The sequence below is a fragment of the Tepidimonas alkaliphilus genome (assembly GCF_007556595.1).
Classification (GTDB): domain Bacteria; phylum Pseudomonadota; class Gammaproteobacteria; order Burkholderiales; family Burkholderiaceae_C; genus Tepidimonas; species Tepidimonas alkaliphila.
In genome coordinates this window covers 45025-60587 of the sequence record NZ_VJNB01000012.1, presented here as the reverse complement: position 1 = coordinate 60587, position 15563 = coordinate 45025, and the positions used below count along the sequence as shown (strand labels likewise).

Genomic DNA, 15563 nt, shown 5'->3' with positions numbered 1-15563 from the left:
ATGGTCGCCACCGACTGGACGGCATGGCTGCCCGCATTGGCGTTGCTGGCGACGCTGGCGGCGCTGGCGTGGGGCGTGCAGTGGCTGCGTCGGCGGCAGCTGGCCTCGAGCGGTGGCGGGGCTTCGTTGCGCGTGACCTCGCAGCTGATGGTCGGCCCGCAGCAGCGCGTGGTGGTGGTGGAACTGGACGGCCCAGCCGGCGCGGTGCAGCTGACGCTAGGCGTCACGCCGCAGCACGTGCGCACGCTGCATGTGGCGCCGCTTGGCCGCACGTCAGCCGCGCCGGGGGCCGCCACGCCGCGCTACGCCGAGGTGGTGCGCGCGCCGGCCGACGCCGACGCGCGGCGGGAGCCTCAGCCATGACGTCCCGCCGAGGTCTCGGCAACCGGATAGGGGCGCGTGGCGCGGCGCTGGCCGCGCTGCTGCTGACAACGACCATCGCCGCGGCGCAGACCGCCACGCCGCCCGGGCAGCTGCCGCTTGTTATCGCGCAGGGTCCGCAGGGCACGAGTTACTCGGTGCCGATTCAGACGCTGCTGTTCTTCACGGCGCTGTCGTTCCTGCCGGCGGTGCTCCTGATGATGACGGCGTTTACGCGCGTCATCATCGTGCTGTCGCTGCTGCGCCAGGCGCTGGGCACGCAGGCGTCGCCGCCGAACCAGGTGTTGATCGGCCTGTCGCTGTTCCTGACGCTGTTCATCATGGGCCCGACGCTCGATCGCGTCTATGAAGACGCCTACAAACCCTACGTCGAGGGTCGCGCCAGCTTCGAGCAGGCGGTGGCCGCTGCCGAAGCGCCGATGCGCGCGTTCATGAAGACGCAGACGCGCCAAGCAGACTTTCAGTTGTTTGCCAACCTGGCCAAGCTGCCGCCCGGCACCACGGTGGACGAGGCGCCGCTGCGCGTGCTGGTGCCGGCCTTCGTCATCAGCGAGTTGAAAACGGCGTTTCAGATTGGCTTCATGATCTTCATCCCGTTTTTGGTGATCGACTTGATCGTGGCCAGCGTGCTGATGTCGCTGGGCATGATGATGCTGTCGCCGGTGCTGGTGGCGCTGCCGTTCAAGCTGATGCTGTTCGTGCTGGCCGACGGCTGGAACCTGCTGATCGGCTCGCTGGCGGCGAGCTTCCTGCCCACCCCCTGACCCCGAGAACGCGAGGCCCCCCATGGATCCGCAGGCCGTCCTGACACTGGCGCAACAGGCGATGTTCACGATGCTGGCGGTTTCGGCACCGGTGCTCGGCGCGGTGCTGGGGGTGGGCTTGCTGATCAGCCTGTTCCAGGCGCTGACGCAGATCAACGAGGCCACGCTGTCGTTCGTGCCCAAGCTCGTGGCGGCGGTGGCGGTGCTGGTGTTGGCGGGGCCGTGGATGCTGACGACGCTGGTGGAGTTCATCCGCCGCGTGCTGCTGGCGCTGCCAAGCTACGCGGTCTGATCCGCCCCGCCCTGCTGGCCCAGCGGCGATGGTCACGTTCACCGAAGCGCAGCTGATGGCGTGGCTGGCACCGGTGTTCTGGCCGTTCCTGCGCATCCTCGGCGTGCTGTCCGCCGCGCCGGTGTTTTCGGCGCGCTCGGTGCCGATGCGCACGCGCATCGGGCTGGCGCTGGTCATCGCGGTGTGCATCCAGCCGGCGCTGCCCGAGCCGCCGACGCTGTCGCTCAACGACCCGCGGGCGTTGGGCGCGGTGGCGCAGCAGCTGGCGATCGGCCTTTCCATCGGGCTGGCCGCGCGCATCGTCTTCGCCGCGGTGGAGATGGCCGGCGAGATCATCGGCTTGCAGATGGGGCTTAACTTCGCTGGCTTTTTCGACCCCGCCACCGGCGGGCAGGCCAGCACCGTCGGGCGCTTCTACGGCAACGCGGTGATGCTGCTGTTCATCGTGCTCAACGGCCACCTGCTGCTGATCCAGGCGGTGGCGGCAAGCTTTGCCACGCTGCCGGTGGGCGACGGCGCGTGGGTGGCGCTGCGCCGCATGCCGCTGCACGAGCTCGGCGGGCTGGTGTTCGGCTACGGGCTGTGGATCGCGCTGCCGCTGGTGGTGCTGCTGCTGTTCGTCAACGTGGTGCTGGGCATCATCTCGCGCATCGCACCGCAGATGAACGTGTTCGCGATCGGCTTTCCGCTGACGCTGTCGGTGGGGCTGGTCGGCATCACCGCCACCCTGCCGCTGCTGGCCGAGCCGGTGCGCCAGCTGATGCAGCGGCTGGCCGCCCTCTACGGCATCGGCTGATGGCGCAGCCGGCGGCGCCTACACCAGCTTGTTGCGAATCGCATAGACGGTCAGCTCGGCGTTGTTCGACAGCCCCAGTTTTTCCAGCACGCGCGCACGATAGACGCTGACGGTCTTGGGGCTGATCATCAGCGCCTCGGCAATCTGCGACAGCTTCTTGCCGGAGGCGATCATCTTCAGCGTCTGCAGCTCGCGCTGCGACAGCGCGTCGTGCGGCTCGCCGCCCTCGGGCGACTGCAGATGGTTGGCCAGCAGCTCGGCGATCTCCGGCGTGATGTATTTGCGCCCTTGCGCCACCGTGCGCACCGCAGCCACCAGCGCCTGCGGGTCGCCGCCCTTGTTGAGGTAGCCCATGGCGCCGGCGCGCAGGCAGCGGATCGCGTATTGGTCTTCCGGGTACATGCTGACCATCAGCGTGCGCACCGGGCTGCCCTCGCTCTGCAACACCGATAGCACCTCCAGCCCGCTGCGGCCAGGCAGATCGACGTCCAGCACCAGCACGTCGGGCTGCTCGCGCCGCAGCGCCTCGCGCAGCTCGGGGTAGCTGCCAGCTTCGGCCACGACGCGGATGTCGGTGGCCTCTTGCAGCGTGTCGCGGATGCCGCGGCGCACCACGGCGTGGTCGTCGCACAACACCACTCGGATCATCGGCTCACTCCTCCTCGACGGCAGCGTGGCGCGCTGCCTCGCTCAAGGGAACGGACAGGATCAGCGTCATGCCCTGCCCCGGCGCAGTGACGATATCGAGCCAGCCGCCAACGGACTGCGCGCGCTCGCGCAAGCCCAGCAGGCCGAACGAGCGCTCCTTGCGCAACTCTTCGGGCGCGGCGCCGCGGCCATCGTCGGCGATCTCGATCGTCAGGTGCTCCTCCAGGTCGCTGACCTCCACCCGCACGCGGCTGGCCTGCGCGTGCTTGAGCACATTGGTCAGCGCCTCCTGCACGGTGCGGTAGGCCGCCATCTCCACGCGCGCTGGCAGGGCCGCGCTGCGCAGCGCTCCGTGCAGCGTCACCTCCAGCCCGGTGCGCTCGGCAAAGGTGCGCGTCAGCCACTGCAGCGCCGCCATCAGCCCCTGATCCAGCACGGCCGGGCGCAGGTTGCGCATGATGCGCTGGCTGGCGCCCAGCGCCTGCTCGACCATCGCCAGCGCCGAGGCCACGTGCGCCAGCTCCTCGGCGTCGCTGAGGCGGCGCTGCAGCCACGCCAGGTCGAGCTTGACCGCCGCCAGCGCGCCGCCGATGTCATCGTGGATCTCGCGCGCGATGTCGGCGCGCTCGCGGTCGATGCTGGTCTGCAGGTGCTCGGTCAGCTCCAGCAGCCGCTGGCGCGATTCGGTCAGCGCCCGCGCGGCCTCGGCCTCGCGGCGGCGCGTGGCGTGCAGCTCCAGCGCGCGCTGCAACACATGCGGCAGCCGCCCGAGGTGCTGCTTGTCCACATAGTCGCTCACCCCCCGCACCATGGCGTCGGCCACCGTGGCCTCGCCGATGGCGCCGGAGACGAGGATGAACGGCAGCTCGATGCCCTGCTGCCGCATCCACGCCCACGCGTCCAGCCCCGAAAAGCCCGCCAGGTGGTAGTCCGCCAGCACGGCGTCGAACGCGGCCGGATCGGCCAGCGCCTGCTGGAAGGCCGCCAGCGTCTCCACCAAAGTCACCTCGGCCTCCAGCTCGGCGCGGCGCAGCGCGCGCCGCAACAGCCCGTGATCCACGGGGTTGTCTTCCAGATGCAGCAAGCGCAACGGGGCCAAACCGAGCACGTTCACGGTGACATCGATGCATTCGCGCCACGCTTGCCATACCGCAGCGCGCACGGAGCCAGTATATTTGGGAACCGTGCACACAGGCGGTTCGCGTCCGCCTCCACACCATCATGGAAGCTTCGGATCCGTCTTCTGCGCCCGCCTCGCAACGTTGGCCCCAGGAGGAGACTTCCCTGGTGCAGCCCCGTTCGCCCGCGCCGGATGACAACGAGCCGACCGTGCCGATTCGGCTGGCGGCGGTGGCCGACTTGCAGGATTCGCTGCTGGTGGCGATGAACGACCTCAAGCGTCTGGAGGGCCTGCTGGACCACGCCACCAACAACCTGCTCGATCGGCTCAACCGCGCCGTGGCCGCCGCCGACGCGTTGCCAGCCGACACGGCGCCCGCCACGGTGGCCGAGTTGCGCGACGCGGTGCGGCTGGCGCTGCTGGAGCTGCAATTTCACGATATGTCCACCCAGCTGCTGGCGCATGTCGGCAAAGTGCTGCGCGGCTGCGCCTACATGCTGGCCGAGCAGGTCATGGAACCCGAAGAAGACGAAGTTGGCGTGGTGGTCACGCACCTGCCGCAGCGACCCAATCCGGTTACGCAAAGCGAGATGGACGCCGGCTCCGTTGAACTGTTTTAAGAAGCATCTTCCCCGAAAAGGTTGGCTCACCATGCACACGATTCTGGCCGTCGATGACTCCGCCTCCATGCGCAAGATGGTTTCGTTCACTTTGGTGGGGGCAGGGTTTCAGGTGGTCGAAGCGGTGGACGGCATCGATGCCTTTGAGAAAGCCCAAAAGCAACGCTTCGACCTGGTGTTGACCGACCAGAACATGCCGCGGCTGGACGGCATCGGGCTGGTGCGCAAGCTGCGCGAGCAGCCGGCGTATGCGCAAACGCCCATTCTGATTCTGACCACCGAATCCAGCGACCAAATGAAGCAGGCTGGCCGCGCCGCTGGGGCCACGGGCTGGCTGGTCAAGCCCTTCGACCCCAACCGGCTCATCGAGGTCATCCGCAAGGTGATCCGTTAAGCCTCGTCAACCCTCATCCTCGGCAGCACGATCATGGCTGACACCGCCACCGACGGCTTCGACCTGACCCAGTTCTACCAGATCTTCTTCGAGGAGGCTGGGGAAAACCTCGAGCACATGGAGCAGCTGCTGCTCAACCTCGATGTGGAGACGGTCGATGATGAGACGCTCAACGCCATCTTCCGCTGCGCGCACTCGATCAAGGGCGGCGCGGCCACGTTTGGCTTTGAGGACGTGGCCGAGCTGACGCACCAGATGGAGTCGCTGCTGGACAAGCTGCGCCGCCACGAGCTCAAGCCGACCGCGCCGATGGTGGACGTGCTGCTGGAGTCCAGCGACGCGCTCAAGGGCCTGCTGGCGCGCCACCAGGGGTTGGGCGGCGAGCCGCCGGAAACCTCCGGCCTGGTGGCGCGCATCCGCGCGCTGGCCAGCGGCGAGGCTGCGCCGGCTGCGTCGCCGGCGCCAGCGACGCCCCCATCGCCCGCGCCGGCGCCGGCCCCAGAACCCACGCCCACGCCTCTGGCCGCTGGCGGCATGCCCGCCGCCAGCCCGCCCGGCGCGCCGCGGCGGCTGCGCGCGGTGATCGGCCCCTTGGATCGGTTGGAATTGGCCGATCCAATCAAGGATTTGTTCCGCGACATCGCCGGCCTGGGCGCCATTTTGGCCGAGCGCACCGAAGGCCAGCTGCGCATCTACGAAATCGACACCTCCAGCAGCGACGACGAGCTGCTCGACCTGTTCTCGTTCCACGTCGCGCGCGAGCAGATCCGCCTGGAGCCGCTCGACGGCGGCGCCGCGCCAGCGGCCCCTGCCGAAGCGCGGCGCGAGGCGCCCGAACACAGCCGCGACGTGATCGAAGAGGGCTACGGCCTGTTTGCTGGCGCGCCGGGCAGCCCGGTGGCCGGCATGCGACCGGATGCCAGCGGCGCGTTGGCCCCTGCGCCGGATGAGGTGCACGGCTACGGGTTGTTTTCAGGGGCCCCGGGCAACCCGGTCACGCCGGCTGAGCACGCCGCCGCGCTGCAAGCGGAGGCTCAGGCAGCCATGGCGCACGCCGGTCAGGCTGGCCAGCCCAGCTCAGCGGCAGCCAGCGCCGATGCACGCGCGCGCGAGGCGGCCAAGCAGGCGCGCCAGGCCGCCAGCGCGCAGCTGGAAACCACCACGCTGCGGGTGTCGGTCAGCAAGATTGACCAGCTCATCAACCAGGTGGGCGAGCTCGTCATCACGCAAGCCATGCTGGCGCAGTACAGCCGCAACCTCGACGCCACGCTGCACCAACAGCTGCTGGCGGGCCTGGCGGATCTGGAACGCAACACGCGCGACTTGCAGGAATCGGTGATGTCGATCCGCATGATTCCGATGTCGGTCGTCTTCAGCCGCTTCCCGCGCATGCTGCGCGATCTGGCCACCAAGCTGGGAAAAAAAGTGGAGCTGGTCACGCACGGCGAGGCCACCGAGCTCGACAAGGGCCTGATCGAAAAAATCACCGATCCGCTGACGCACTTGGTGCGCAACAGCTGCGACCACGGCATCGAGCCGCCCGCGGAGCGCATCGCCAAGGGCAAGCCCGAAGTGGGCACGATCACGCTGTCGGCGGCGCACCAGGGCGGCTCGATTCTGATTGAAGTGCGCGACGACGGCCGCGGTCTGTCGCGCGAAAAACTGCTGCGCAAAGCGCGCGAGAAAGGCATTCCCTGCTCCGACGACATGAGCGATCAGGAAGTCTGGCAGCTGATCTTCGCGCCGGGCTTCTCCACCGCCGAGGTCGTCACCGACGTGTCGGGCCGCGGCGTCGGCATGGACGTGGTCAAGAAAAACATCGCCGCGCTGGGCGGCACGGTGGAGCTTGACTCCGCCGAGGGCTACGGCATGAGCGTCAAGGTGCGGCTGCCGCTGACGCTGGCCATCATGGACGGCATGACGGTGCGCGTGGCCGATGAGGTCTATATCCTGCCGCTGTCGTCGGTGGTGGAGTCGTTCCAAGTCGAATCGACCAGCATCAACACCGTGGCGCAAAGCGCCCAGCTGGTTAAGGTGCGCGATGAATACATGCCGGTGATCGCGCTGGATGAGCTGTTTCAGGTGCCGCGCAAGAGCCACGACGGCGCCAACGGCATCATGGTGGTGATCGAGTCCGACGGGGCGCGCGTGGCCTTGATGGTCGATGAGCTGCTGGGACAACAGCAGGTCGTCATCAAGAACCTGGAGGCCAACTACCGCAAAGTACCCAACGTTTCGGGCGCCACCATCTTGGGCGACGGCAGCGTCTCGCTGATCCTGGACACCTCGGCCCTGGTGCGGCGCGTGCGCACATGAAGCCGGAGGCCGTCGCCCAGCTGCAGGCGCGCGAGTTCGCGTGGACGCCGGCCGACTTCGAGCGCATCCGCCAGTTGATCTACCGGCACGCCGGCATCAGCTTGCACGAAGGCAAGCAGGCCATGGTCTACAGCCGCATTGCGCGGCGGCTGCGCGAAACCGGCCACGACAGCTTTCGCGCCTACTTGGACTGGCTGGAAAGCAGCCGTGATCCGACAGAGTGGCAAGAATTCATCAACGCGCTGACCACCAACCTGACCTCTTTTTTCCGAGAACAGCACCATTTTGTCGAGCTCGCGCGGCTGGTGCGCGAGCAGCCCGCGCAAGAATGGAAAATCTGGTGCAGCGCCGCCTCCACCGGCGAGGAACCGTATTCGATCGCCATCACGATGGCCGATGCACTGGGCGTAGGCGGGCGCTTCCGCATCTGGGCCAGCGACATCGACACGCGCGTGCTGCAGGTCGCTCAGCGCGGCATTTATAAGCTCGAGCAGCTCAAGCCGCTGTCGCCGGAGCAACTGCGCCGCTATTTTTTGCGCGGCAAGGGCGCCAACGAAGGGCTGGCGCGCGTCAAGCCGGAGTTGCAGCGCCACCTGCAGTTCCTCACGCTGAACCTGATCGACGAGCACTGGCCGCTGCAGGAAACGTTTGACGTCGTGTTCTGCCGCAATGTCATGATTTATTTCGATCATGCGACGCAGCGCAAGGTGCTGGCGCGCATCCACCGCGTGCTCAAGCCCCATGGCACGCTGTTTGTCGGCCACGCGGAGAATTTCTCCGACGTGCGCGACCTGTTTCGCCTGCGCGGCAAAACCATTTACGAAAGATTATGACGTCGTCCGTGCATTCACCCGCGCACGTGCAGGTGCTCAAATCCCGCCCCCGCAAGCCTGGCGAGGCGTCGTTCTTCTTCTTCGACCAGCACTTTCGCTACGCCGCCGCCAAGGTGCTGCCGGGCGAATACTACGTCTCGGATGAAGACATCATCATCATGACGGTGCTCGGCTCCTGTATCGCGGCCTGTATTTGGGATTCACGGCTGCGCATCGGCGGCATGAACCACTTCATGCTGCCGGAAGGCGGCGCTGATACGTCCGGGCGCTATGGCTCGTATGCGATGGAGCTGCTGATCAACGAGCTGATCAAGCGCGGCTCCACGCGCGAATACATGCAGGCCAAGGTATTCGGCGGCGGCGCGGTGATCGCCGGCATGACCACGATGAACGTCGGCGAGCGCAACACCCAGTTCGTGCTCGACTACCTGGCCACCGAGCGCATCCCGGTGGTATCCAAAGACGTGATGGACATCTACCCTCGCAAGGTGGTGTTTTTCCCCGTCACCGGCAAAGCGATGGTCAAACGGCTGGCGCATGCGCATCCGGATGTGTTGGAGCAGCAGGAGCGCCAGGGCACCGCCGCGCGGCTGGCGCAGGCGCGCGCCGGCGGCACGGTCGATTTGTTCTGAAACCCCGCTATCCTCCACGCCATGGCGAAGATCAAGGTGGTCGTGGTCGATGACTCGGCGCTGGTGCGCAGCCTGCTGGCCGAGATCATCAATCGGCAGCCGGACATGGAGTGCGTCGGCACCGCCGCCGACCCGCTGCAGGCGCGCGAAATCATCCGCGAGCGCAACCCCGACGTCATCACGCTTGACGTCGAAATGCCGAAGATGGACGGGCTGGAGTTTCTGGCACGCCTGATGCGGCTGCGGCCGATGCCGGTGGTGATGGTCTCCACCCTTACGGAGCAGGGGGCCGAAACCACCCTCAAAGCGTTGGAGCTCGGCGCGGTGGACTTCGTCGCCAAGCCGCGCATCGGGGTCAGCGCCGGGCTGCAGGAGCTGGCCGACGACATTGTTGAAAAAATCCGCATCGCTGCCAAGGCGCATGTGCGCCGCTTGGCCGCCCCCCCGCCGACGCCCGCCGTGCGCGGCAGCGCCGCCAGCGGCCCTGCGGCGCCAGCTGCGGCTGCCCCCACACCGATTCGCCTCTCCACCGAAAAGGTCATCTGCATCGGCGCCTCCACCGGCGGCACCGAAGCGATCAAGGAAATTCTGATGGAGCTGCCGGCCGATGCGCCGGCGGTGGTCATCACGCAGCACATGCCGCCAGGCTTCACGGCAAGCTTTGCCGCCCGGCTCGACAGCCTGTGCCGCATCCGCGTGGCCGAGGCGCGCGACGGCGAGCGCATCCTGCCCGGCCACGCCTACGTCGCGCCCGGAGGCAAGCAGTTCTCGATCGCGCGCAGCGGCGCCAACTACGTCGCGGTGGTGGACGACTCACCGCCGGTCAACCGGCACAAGCCGTCGGTGGAGGTGCTGTTTCGCTCCTGCGCGCGGGTGCTGGGCCCCAACGCCATCGGCGTGATGCTGACCGGCATGGGCGGCGACGGCGCGCAGGCGATGAAAGAGATGCGCGACGCCGGCGCCTACAACATCGCGCAGGATGAGGCCAGCTGCGTCGTCTTCGGCATGCCGAAGATGGCCATCCAGGCCGGCGCGGTGCACGAGGTGCTGCCGCTCAAGCAAATCGCGCGCGCCATCATGGAGCGCGTCTCCGTCGCCGGAGTGCGGCATCGCATCTAAAGCGGGTCGGCTGGGCAAGACGGCTCAGATCAGCCGATCCACGCGCGGTGCGGGGGGCGCGCTCTGAGCCGATTTGAGCACCGAGCCGTAGCTTTGCTGCGGCTCGCCAGGGGGCAGGCTGGCCAGCGGACGGGCGCTGAGCCGCCGATGCAGCTCTTCCAACTTTTGCGCGCGCTCGGCAGCCGCTTGACGGGCTTCCTCGCCAATCACCATGTCCACCGCAAACCGGCTGGCTTTCCAGAGGTTGGGCAGCAGCTCTTTAATTTGGGTATCCCATGCCTCCAACGCCGGATTTTTGACCGGCGGAAAGCCAGCCTCGTCCTCCGACGACACGCCCCCATCGCGCGCCGCCCGTTGCGGATCGGACGCTGGCGCGTTGGACGCTTCGGCGGCGCGGCTTGGATCGCCCGAGAAAACGCCCCTGTCGGCCTGCCGGGGAGCCGCATCGCGATTTTCTGGCAACGCACGCGCTACCGCGCCCTGAGCCACTGTGGGCGGAGGCAGCCCTGCCCGCTCGGGCGCGGCGGCGTTGCTCTGGCTGTCCGCCGCCTGAGCTTCCTGGGCGGGCAGCACCGGCGCGCGCACGGGCGCCGCCGACGCCTGCACGCGCGCCGCATCCCCTTGCGGAGCGACCTGAGCGGGCGCCACCGCCTCGCGCACCGCCGCCTGCCCGGCGCGAGCCGGCAGCAGCGGCTGCGCGCGCACCACTGGCGACGTTTGTTGCGGCGACGGGGCCACAGAGATGGATGAGAGGGTCAACATGGCGCAATCCTCGGCTGCAAAACCAAACCAAGGGGCACACGCCCTGGTCTCATCCGCGTTATCGGCAGGCTTGAGCCCGACTTTAGGGTCTGATGCGGCTTTTTTGGGGCTAAGCCTGGCCTACAATCGGGTGCTAGTTTCGGTGACAACGTTCTTCCGCGGCGCCCGCGCTGAAACGCCGCCATCCTCATCGTTCAGGATTCCGCATGACACCCCCGCTCCCGCTGCACGACCGCGACGGCAAGATCTGGATGGACGGCGAACTTGTCGATTGGCGCGACGCCAAGGTGCACGTGCTGACGCACACGCTGCACTACGGCTGCGGCGCCTTCGAGGGGGTGCGCGCCTACAAGACCGAGCGCGGCACGGCGATCTTCCGTCTGCAGGAGCACACCGAGCGCCTGTTCAACAGCGCCAAGATCCTGCGCATGAAGATCCCCTTCAGCATGGAGGAGGTCAACGAGGCGCAGCGCGCCGTCATCCGCGCCAACGGGCTGGAAAGCGGCTACATTCGCCCGCTGACCTGGATCGGGTCGGAAAAGCTCGGCGTCAGCCCCAAGGGTAACCGCGTGCACCTGATGGTGGCGGCCTGGGCGTGGGGCGCCTACCTGGGCGAAGAGGGCATGAAGCGCGGCATCCGCGTCAAGACCTCCAGCTACACGCGCCACCACGTCAACATCACGATGACGCAGGCCAAGACGGTGTCCAACTACACCAACTCCATCCTGGCCAACATGGAGGCCACCGACGACGGCTACGACGAGGCGCTGCTGCTGGATCCGGCCGGCTTCGTCTCTGAAGGCGCCGGCGAGAACCTCTTCATCGTCAAGAACGGCGTGATTTACACGCCGGATCTTTCAGCCGGCGCGCTCAACGGCATCACGCGCAACACCGTGCTGCACATCGCCAAAGATCTGGGTCTGGAAGTGGTGCAGAAACGCATCACGCGCGACGAGGTCTACATCGCCGACGAGGCCTTCTTCACCGGCACCGCCGCCGAGGTGACACCGATCCGCGAACTCGACCGCATCCAGATCGGCGCCGGCCAGCGCGGCCCCGTCACCGAGCGCATCCAGAGCGCCTTCTTCGACATCGTCAACGGCCGCAACCCGAAGTACGCCCACTGGCTTACGCCGGTGTGAGGTCTTTTTTCCACCTTGGTCACCATGAGCGCCACCGCCACGCACGCCCCCGCGGTCGTTGAGCTGACCGCCAGCGACCTCAACGCCCATGGCGGCATCCACTGCCCCCACCCCAAGGCCGGCATGGAGCTTTGGAACAGCCACCCGCGCGTCTTTCTCGACGTCAGCAAGACCGGGGAGGCGCAGTGTCCGTACTGCGGGACGGTGTATCGGCTGTGCGAGGCCGCGGGCGCTTCTGGACGGAGCCATTGAGCCGCCGCGGCGCGCGGTCGCGCCGCCCGCCAAGCGCCTGATGCTTGCCGACGTCAGCCCCAAGCTCTCGCAGGTCACGGTTGTGCTCGTCACGCACAACAGCCGTCATTGCCTGCCGGCGCAACAGCCACTGCTGGATGCCTGTCCTCACGTGATTGTGGTTGACAACGCCAGCGAGGACGACACCGTGGAACGGGCACGGGGCTTATGGCCGCACGCCCAGGTGCTGGCGCTGCCGCGCAACCTCGGTTTCGGCGCGGCCAACAACCGGGCGCTGCAGCGCGTCCAAACCGAATGGGCGCTGTTGCTGAACCCCGATTGCACGCTGGAAGCAGCCTGCCTTGAACGGCTGCTGCACTGGTCGCAGGTCTGGCCCGAAGCCGCTGTGCTGGCGCCCCAACTGGTGGACGCCCGCGGGCGGCCTCAGGTGAACTACCGCTGGGCGCCGCTGAGCTGGCCTGGCCGCGGCGGGCCGGCTGAAGGCCCCGTCTGCGTCGGGTTTGCGTGCGGCGCGGCGCTGCTGCTGCGCCGCTCGGCGGTGCCGCAGCCGCTGTTTGACGAACGCTTTTTTCTCTACTACGAAGACGACGATCTGTGCCTGCGGCTGTTTCAACGGCGCTTGCCGATCATCGTCGTCCCTGACTGCCGCGCCCAGCACCGCTCGCGCGGCTCGGTGCGCACGCGCTGGCCGTGGCGGGCGGAAATGCGCCGCGGCTACCATCATGTTCAGTCCAAACTGACCTTCACCGCCAAACATCGCGGATTGGCTGCGGCCCGACGGGGACGCCGCAGGCTGCTGTTGGCGACAGTGCTAAGCCTGCCGCTGCGTTTGCTGTTGCTGCATCCTAAGGGGATGGCACGAGCGTGGGGGCGGCTGCGTGGGCTTTGGCAGTGGCAACCTCATGACGACCTCCTCCACCCCAACCGGTCGGCCCACCTTGTGCGTGGCCGTGCTGACCCTCAATGAGGCCGCGCGCATCGAGCGCTGTCTGCGCAGCGCCACTTTCGCCGATCAATGGCTGGTGGCCGACAGTGGCAGCACCGACGACACCTGCCAGCGTGCCGCCGCGCTGGGCGCAGAAGTGCATGTGTTTGCCGACTGGCAAGGCTTTGCCCAGCAGCGCAACCGGCTGCTGCCCTTCATCCGCACCGATTACGTGCTGTGGCTTGACGCCGATGAAGTGATTCCTGACACGCTGCGGGATGAGATCCTGGCGTTGCTGCAAACCCGTCCAGAACCTTTTGTCGGACGCATCGCTTGGCTTGAACATGCGTTTGGGCGACCCCTGACGCATTTTCAGCGCCGTGGGCTGCCGCGGCTGTTTCCCGTTGCCGAACTGGTCGGATTCGAAGGGGTGGTGCACGAGGGCCCGCTGTTGAAGCGCCGGCTGCCGGTGGTGGAGCTGCGCGCCCCGCTGCACCACCACTCGCGCGAGACGGTCTACGACAGCCTGCGCAAGCTGGCGCAGTACACGCAACTGGGTGCCGCCAAGCGGGCCCAGCGCGGCCAACGCGGCGGAGTGCTGCGGGGTCTCGCTTCGGCCAGCGCGATGTTCATTCGCTTGTATGTGTTTCGGCGTGGCTTTACCGGAGGGGGGGCGGGCTTCTTGTTCTGCCTGCTGATCGCGCTGGAGTGCCTGTTCCGCTACGCTGCCCTGGCTTACGACCGTGATCACCTGGAAACGTTGGCCAAGCGCTGAGGCGCTGCTGTGGCTGCCGCTGTTGACCGCCACCGCGCTGGCGCCTGCGGTGCCCAAGATGATGGGCTTGGCCTTGTTGCTGGCCTGGTTGCTGGCTTGGGTGCAAGCCAGGCGCCAGCCTGCGAGCTCCTCACCGCCTTCAGCCTGGCGGCAGGCTTTGGCCGCAGCCGCCCTATTGATCGGGCTGCGGTTGCTGGCGGCGGCCTGGCACGGCGATGGCTTGGCTGAGCGGCACTGGGAGCTGAAGTGGCTGATCACGTCGCTAGCCCTCGCAGTCGTGCTGCGTCGACCTGGCGGGCCCGAGTGGCTCTTGCGGCACGCCGCGACGCTTTGGGTCGGCACGCTGACCGCCATGGCGAGCGTGGGCATGACGGTGGCGCTGGTGGTGGAGCGCGGGAATTTGGTCACCAACGCCATCCCTTGGGCAAATGTGATGGGTCTGGTGGCCGTGGCGTTGGTGGCCCAAGCGCTGCACAGCCCCACTTCACGCCTGCGCTGGTGCGCCGGATGGGGAGCCACTTGCGCCAGCGTCGCAATCATGGCTTCGCACACGCGAGGGGCTTACACAGCAGTGGTGCTGACGCTGCTGGCCTGGAGCTGGCTGCTGTGGCAACGGGTCTTGCATCAGGCGCGTTGGGGGGCGCTGCTGGGGGTTGCTGCTTTGGTTTTTGCGATGAGCTCAACCCCATGGATGCAAGAAGCCGTCCAGCACCGCTGGCTGCAAAGCGTCGAAGAATGGCGCGCCGTTCACCAGCAAGCTCCGACCGCCTCGGAAACCTCGGTGGGCGCGCGGGTGCTTCTATGGCAACACGCCTGGACGGCCGTGCAAAGCGAGCCTTGGTGGGGAGTCGGCATCGAGGGGCGGCGGGCCTTGATTCGCCAGTGGGCCGATCTGCACGACTCCGCCACGCTGCGCGCGCTGGGGCATGTGCATCATGAATACCTGCACGCCTGGCTCGATCATGGCTTGGCCGGACTCGGGGTGGCGTTGGCCATGGTGGCGGTGCCGCTGGCGTTGGCGTTCAGGAGCCGACCTATGGATCCAGCCACGCGCTGGACGCTTGTCGGCTGGGCCGTGGTGGTCGGCGTCGGCGGCCTGACCAATGTGAACACGGCCCACAACTACTACACCAGCGGAATATGCCTGCTGTGGCTGCTGCTGGCGATGCTGCAGCTGCAACCCAACCTCGGGCGTTCAGCCGCGAGCCCCAGCCTGACCGACGGTCAGCCACGCGCTGCCGCTGCGCCGCGTCACGACACGATGTAAGCCGCCGCCCCGGTGGCCAGCAGCTTGCCATCCGTCCCCGAAAACGCCATGCGGGTGGAGGCCACGCGCGAGCCCAGGCGCAGCACCTCGGCCTCCAGCAAAAAGCCCTCGCCGATGGCCGGGCGCAGGTAGTCGATGCGCAGATCGATGGTGCCGAGCTTGGCGAAGCGCTGCAGGCGCTGCGGCACCGGCTCGTCGAGGTGGCGCGCGCCGATGGCGGCCATCACCGCCAGCCCGCCCATCGCGTCCAGCGCGGCGCTGATGACGCCGCCGTGCAGGCGGTTGTAGGCGAAGTGGCCGACCAGTTCGGGGCGCATCGCGATGCGGGCGGTGACGCGTTCGGCCGCGATGTCGGTGACCTGCAGGCCCAGCACGCGGTTGAAGACGATGCGCTCCTCGAAGATCTCGCGCACGCCGGCGACGAACTCGGGCTCGAACGTCACCGGCTCGGCGGGGGGATGGGGGTGGCGCGTCATCGGCTCGGCTCCATCGTCGAGGGCTCCGGCTCCCGGCCCCTCGGCGCCA

The 15563-nt window shown here is 67.7% G+C and carries 19 protein-coding genes; 15 read left to right on the top strand and 4 right to left on the bottom strand.

From position 1 onward, the window contains the following. From Talka_RS10525 to fliR, 4 genes are read left to right on the top strand one after another with little or no spacing between them, the layout of a single operon-like run. On the top strand, nt 1-363 hold the full coding sequence (locus Talka_RS10525; protein ID WP_143891279.1) for a FliO/MopB family protein: 363 nt from the start codon (nt 1-3) through the stop codon (nt 361-363). Further along, the gene (gene fliP / locus Talka_RS10520; RefSeq protein WP_143891278.1) at nt 360-1145 is read left to right on the top strand and encodes a flagellar type III secretion system pore protein FliP; all 786 of its coding nucleotides are present in this window, start codon (nt 360-362) and stop codon (nt 1143-1145) included. The genes Talka_RS10525 and fliP overlap by 4 nt, the downstream gene beginning before the upstream one ends. Nucleotides 1146-1167: 22 nt before the next feature. Next, a complete protein-coding gene (gene fliQ / locus Talka_RS10515; RefSeq protein WP_143891277.1) occupies nt 1168-1437 on the top strand; it encodes a flagellar biosynthesis protein FliQ in 270 nt (89 codons plus the stop codon). A gap of 28 nt (nt 1438-1465) precedes the next feature. Further along, the gene (gene fliR, locus Talka_RS10510) at nt 1466-2233 is read left to right on the top strand and encodes a flagellar biosynthetic protein FliR (RefSeq protein ID WP_143891276.1); all 768 of its coding nucleotides are present in this window, start codon (nt 1466-1468) and stop codon (nt 2231-2233) included. 18 nt (nt 2234-2251) lie between these two features. On the opposite strand, the gene Talka_RS10505 is transcribed toward fliR, so the two are convergent. Then, nucleotides 2252-2881, bottom strand: a complete 630-nt coding sequence (locus Talka_RS10505; RefSeq protein WP_143891275.1) for a response regulator — start codon at nt 2879-2881, stop codon at nt 2252-2254. A 4-nt stretch (nt 2882-2885) separates the two neighbouring features. Further along, entirely contained in the window at nt 2886-3995 is a 1110-nt protein-coding gene (locus Talka_RS10500; RefSeq protein ID WP_246100660.1) for an ATP-binding response regulator, read from the bottom strand. A gap of 269 nt (nt 3996-4264) precedes the next feature. Between Talka_RS10500 and Talka_RS10495 the strand changes: the two genes are divergently transcribed. From Talka_RS10495 to Talka_RS10470, 6 genes are read left to right on the top strand one after another with little or no spacing between them, the layout of a single operon-like run. Further along, the gene (locus Talka_RS10495; RefSeq protein ID WP_246100663.1) at nt 4265-4621 is read left to right on the top strand and encodes a hypothetical protein; all 357 of its coding nucleotides are present in this window, start codon (nt 4265-4267) and stop codon (nt 4619-4621) included. Nucleotides 4622-4652: 31 nt separating this feature from the next. Then, entirely contained in the window at nt 4653-5015 is a 363-nt protein-coding gene (locus tag Talka_RS10490) for a response regulator (protein WP_143891274.1), read from the top strand. Between the two features lie 33 nt (nt 5016-5048). Further along, complete coding sequence (locus Talka_RS10485; protein WP_143891273.1) at nt 5049-7331, top strand: chemotaxis protein CheA; 2283 nt, start codon at nt 5049-5051, stop codon at nt 7329-7331. Further along, nucleotides 7328-8164: a CheR family methyltransferase gene (locus Talka_RS10480; protein WP_143891272.1), complete on the top strand. Its 837-nt coding sequence runs from the start codon at nt 7328-7330 to the stop codon at nt 8162-8164. The genes Talka_RS10485 and Talka_RS10480 overlap by 4 nt, the downstream gene beginning before the upstream one ends. Then, complete coding sequence (cheD, locus tag Talka_RS10475; protein WP_143891271.1) at nt 8161-8796, top strand: chemoreceptor glutamine deamidase CheD; 636 nt, start codon at nt 8161-8163, stop codon at nt 8794-8796. Before Talka_RS10480 ends, cheD begins: the two co-directional genes overlap by 4 nt. A gap of 21 nt (nt 8797-8817) precedes the next feature. After that, the gene (locus Talka_RS10470; RefSeq protein WP_143891270.1) at nt 8818-9915 is read left to right on the top strand and encodes a protein-glutamate methylesterase/protein-glutamine glutaminase; all 1098 of its coding nucleotides are present in this window, start codon (nt 8818-8820) and stop codon (nt 9913-9915) included. 24 nt (nt 9916-9939) lie between these two features. Here the strand turns inward: Talka_RS10470 and Talka_RS10465 are convergent, their stop codons facing one another. Beyond that, entirely contained in the window at nt 9940-10677 is a 738-nt protein-coding gene (locus tag Talka_RS10465; protein ID WP_143891269.1) for a hypothetical protein, read from the bottom strand. A gap of 206 nt (nt 10678-10883) precedes the next feature. Between Talka_RS10465 and Talka_RS10460 the strand changes: the two genes are divergently transcribed. The 5 genes from Talka_RS10460 to Talka_RS10440 are packed head-to-tail and all read left to right on the top strand — an operon-like array spanning nt 10884 to nt 15038. Continuing rightward, nucleotides 10884-11819 (top strand): branched-chain amino acid transaminase, encoded by a 936-nt coding sequence (locus tag Talka_RS10460; RefSeq protein WP_143891268.1) that lies wholly within the window; start codon nt 10884-10886, stop codon nt 11817-11819. Nucleotides 11820-11843: 24 nt separating this feature from the next. Next, nucleotides 11844-12071 (top strand): zinc-finger domain-containing protein, encoded by a 228-nt coding sequence (locus Talka_RS10455; protein WP_143891267.1) that lies wholly within the window; start codon nt 11844-11846, stop codon nt 12069-12071. A gap of 40 nt (nt 12072-12111) precedes the next feature. Continuing rightward, nucleotides 12112-13038 (top strand): glycosyltransferase family 2 protein, encoded by a 927-nt coding sequence (locus Talka_RS10450; protein WP_143891266.1) that lies wholly within the window; start codon nt 12112-12114, stop codon nt 13036-13038. Then, nucleotides 13022-13771 carry a glycosyltransferase family 2 protein gene (locus Talka_RS10445; RefSeq protein WP_342781067.1) on the top strand — a complete coding sequence of 250 codons (750 nt, stop codon included), beginning with the start codon at nt 13022-13024 and terminating at the stop codon, nt 13769-13771. Before Talka_RS10450 ends, Talka_RS10445 begins: the two co-directional genes overlap by 17 nt. Beyond that, a complete protein-coding gene (locus tag Talka_RS10440) occupies nt 13740-15038 on the top strand; it encodes an O-antigen ligase family protein (RefSeq protein ID WP_143891264.1) in 1299 nt (432 codons plus the stop codon). Before Talka_RS10445 ends, Talka_RS10440 begins: the two co-directional genes overlap by 32 nt. Here the strand turns inward: Talka_RS10440 and Talka_RS10435 are convergent. Beyond that, nucleotides 15023-15514 (bottom strand): thioesterase family protein, encoded by a 492-nt coding sequence (locus tag Talka_RS10435; RefSeq protein ID WP_143891263.1) that lies wholly within the window; start codon nt 15512-15514, stop codon nt 15023-15025. The genes Talka_RS10440 and Talka_RS10435 overlap by 16 nt on opposite strands. Between the last annotated feature and the right edge of the window lie 49 nt (nt 15515-15563).

Bases quoted from the DNA above. Each gene is read 5' to 3' on its own strand.
- Talka_RS10525 (WP_143891279.1), top strand. From the start codon at position 1: ATGGTCGCCACCGACTGGACGGCATGGCTGCCCGCATTGGCGTTGCTG.
- fliP (WP_143891278.1), top strand. From the start codon at position 360: ATGACGTCCCGCCGAGGTCTCGGCAACCGGATAGGGGCGCGTGGCGCG.
- fliQ (WP_143891277.1), top strand. From the start codon at position 1,168: ATGGATCCGCAGGCCGTCCTGACACTGGCGCAACAGGCGATGTTCACG.
- fliR (WP_143891276.1), top strand. From the start codon at position 1,466: ATGGTCACGTTCACCGAAGCGCAGCTGATGGCGTGGCTGGCACCGGTG.
- Talka_RS10505 (WP_143891275.1), bottom strand. From the start codon at position 2,881: ATGATCCGAGTGGTGTTGTGCGACGACCACGCCGTGGTGCGCCGCGGC.
- Talka_RS10495 (WP_246100663.1), top strand. From the start codon at position 4,265: ATGAACGACCTCAAGCGTCTGGAGGGCCTGCTGGACCACGCCACCAAC.
- Talka_RS10490 (WP_143891274.1), top strand. From the start codon at position 4,653: ATGCACACGATTCTGGCCGTCGATGACTCCGCCTCCATGCGCAAGATG.
- Talka_RS10485 (WP_143891273.1), top strand. From the start codon at position 5,049: ATGGCTGACACCGCCACCGACGGCTTCGACCTGACCCAGTTCTACCAG.
- Talka_RS10480 (WP_143891272.1), top strand. From the start codon at position 7,328: ATGAAGCCGGAGGCCGTCGCCCAGCTGCAGGCGCGCGAGTTCGCGTGG.
- cheD (WP_143891271.1), top strand. From the start codon at position 8,161: ATGACGTCGTCCGTGCATTCACCCGCGCACGTGCAGGTGCTCAAATCC.
- Talka_RS10470 (WP_143891270.1), top strand. From the start codon at position 8,818: ATGGCGAAGATCAAGGTGGTCGTGGTCGATGACTCGGCGCTGGTGCGC.
- Talka_RS10465 (WP_143891269.1), bottom strand. From the start codon at position 10,677: ATGTTGACCCTCTCATCCATCTCTGTGGCCCCGTCGCCGCAACAAACG.
- Talka_RS10460 (WP_143891268.1), top strand. From the start codon at position 10,884: ATGACACCCCCGCTCCCGCTGCACGACCGCGACGGCAAGATCTGGATG.
- Talka_RS10455 (WP_143891267.1), top strand. From the start codon at position 11,844: ATGAGCGCCACCGCCACGCACGCCCCCGCGGTCGTTGAGCTGACCGCC.
- Talka_RS10450 (WP_143891266.1), top strand. From the start codon at position 12,112: ATGCTTGCCGACGTCAGCCCCAAGCTCTCGCAGGTCACGGTTGTGCTC.
- Talka_RS10435 (WP_143891263.1), bottom strand. From the start codon at position 15,514: ATGACGCGCCACCCCCATCCCCCCGCCGAGCCGGTGACGTTCGAGCCC.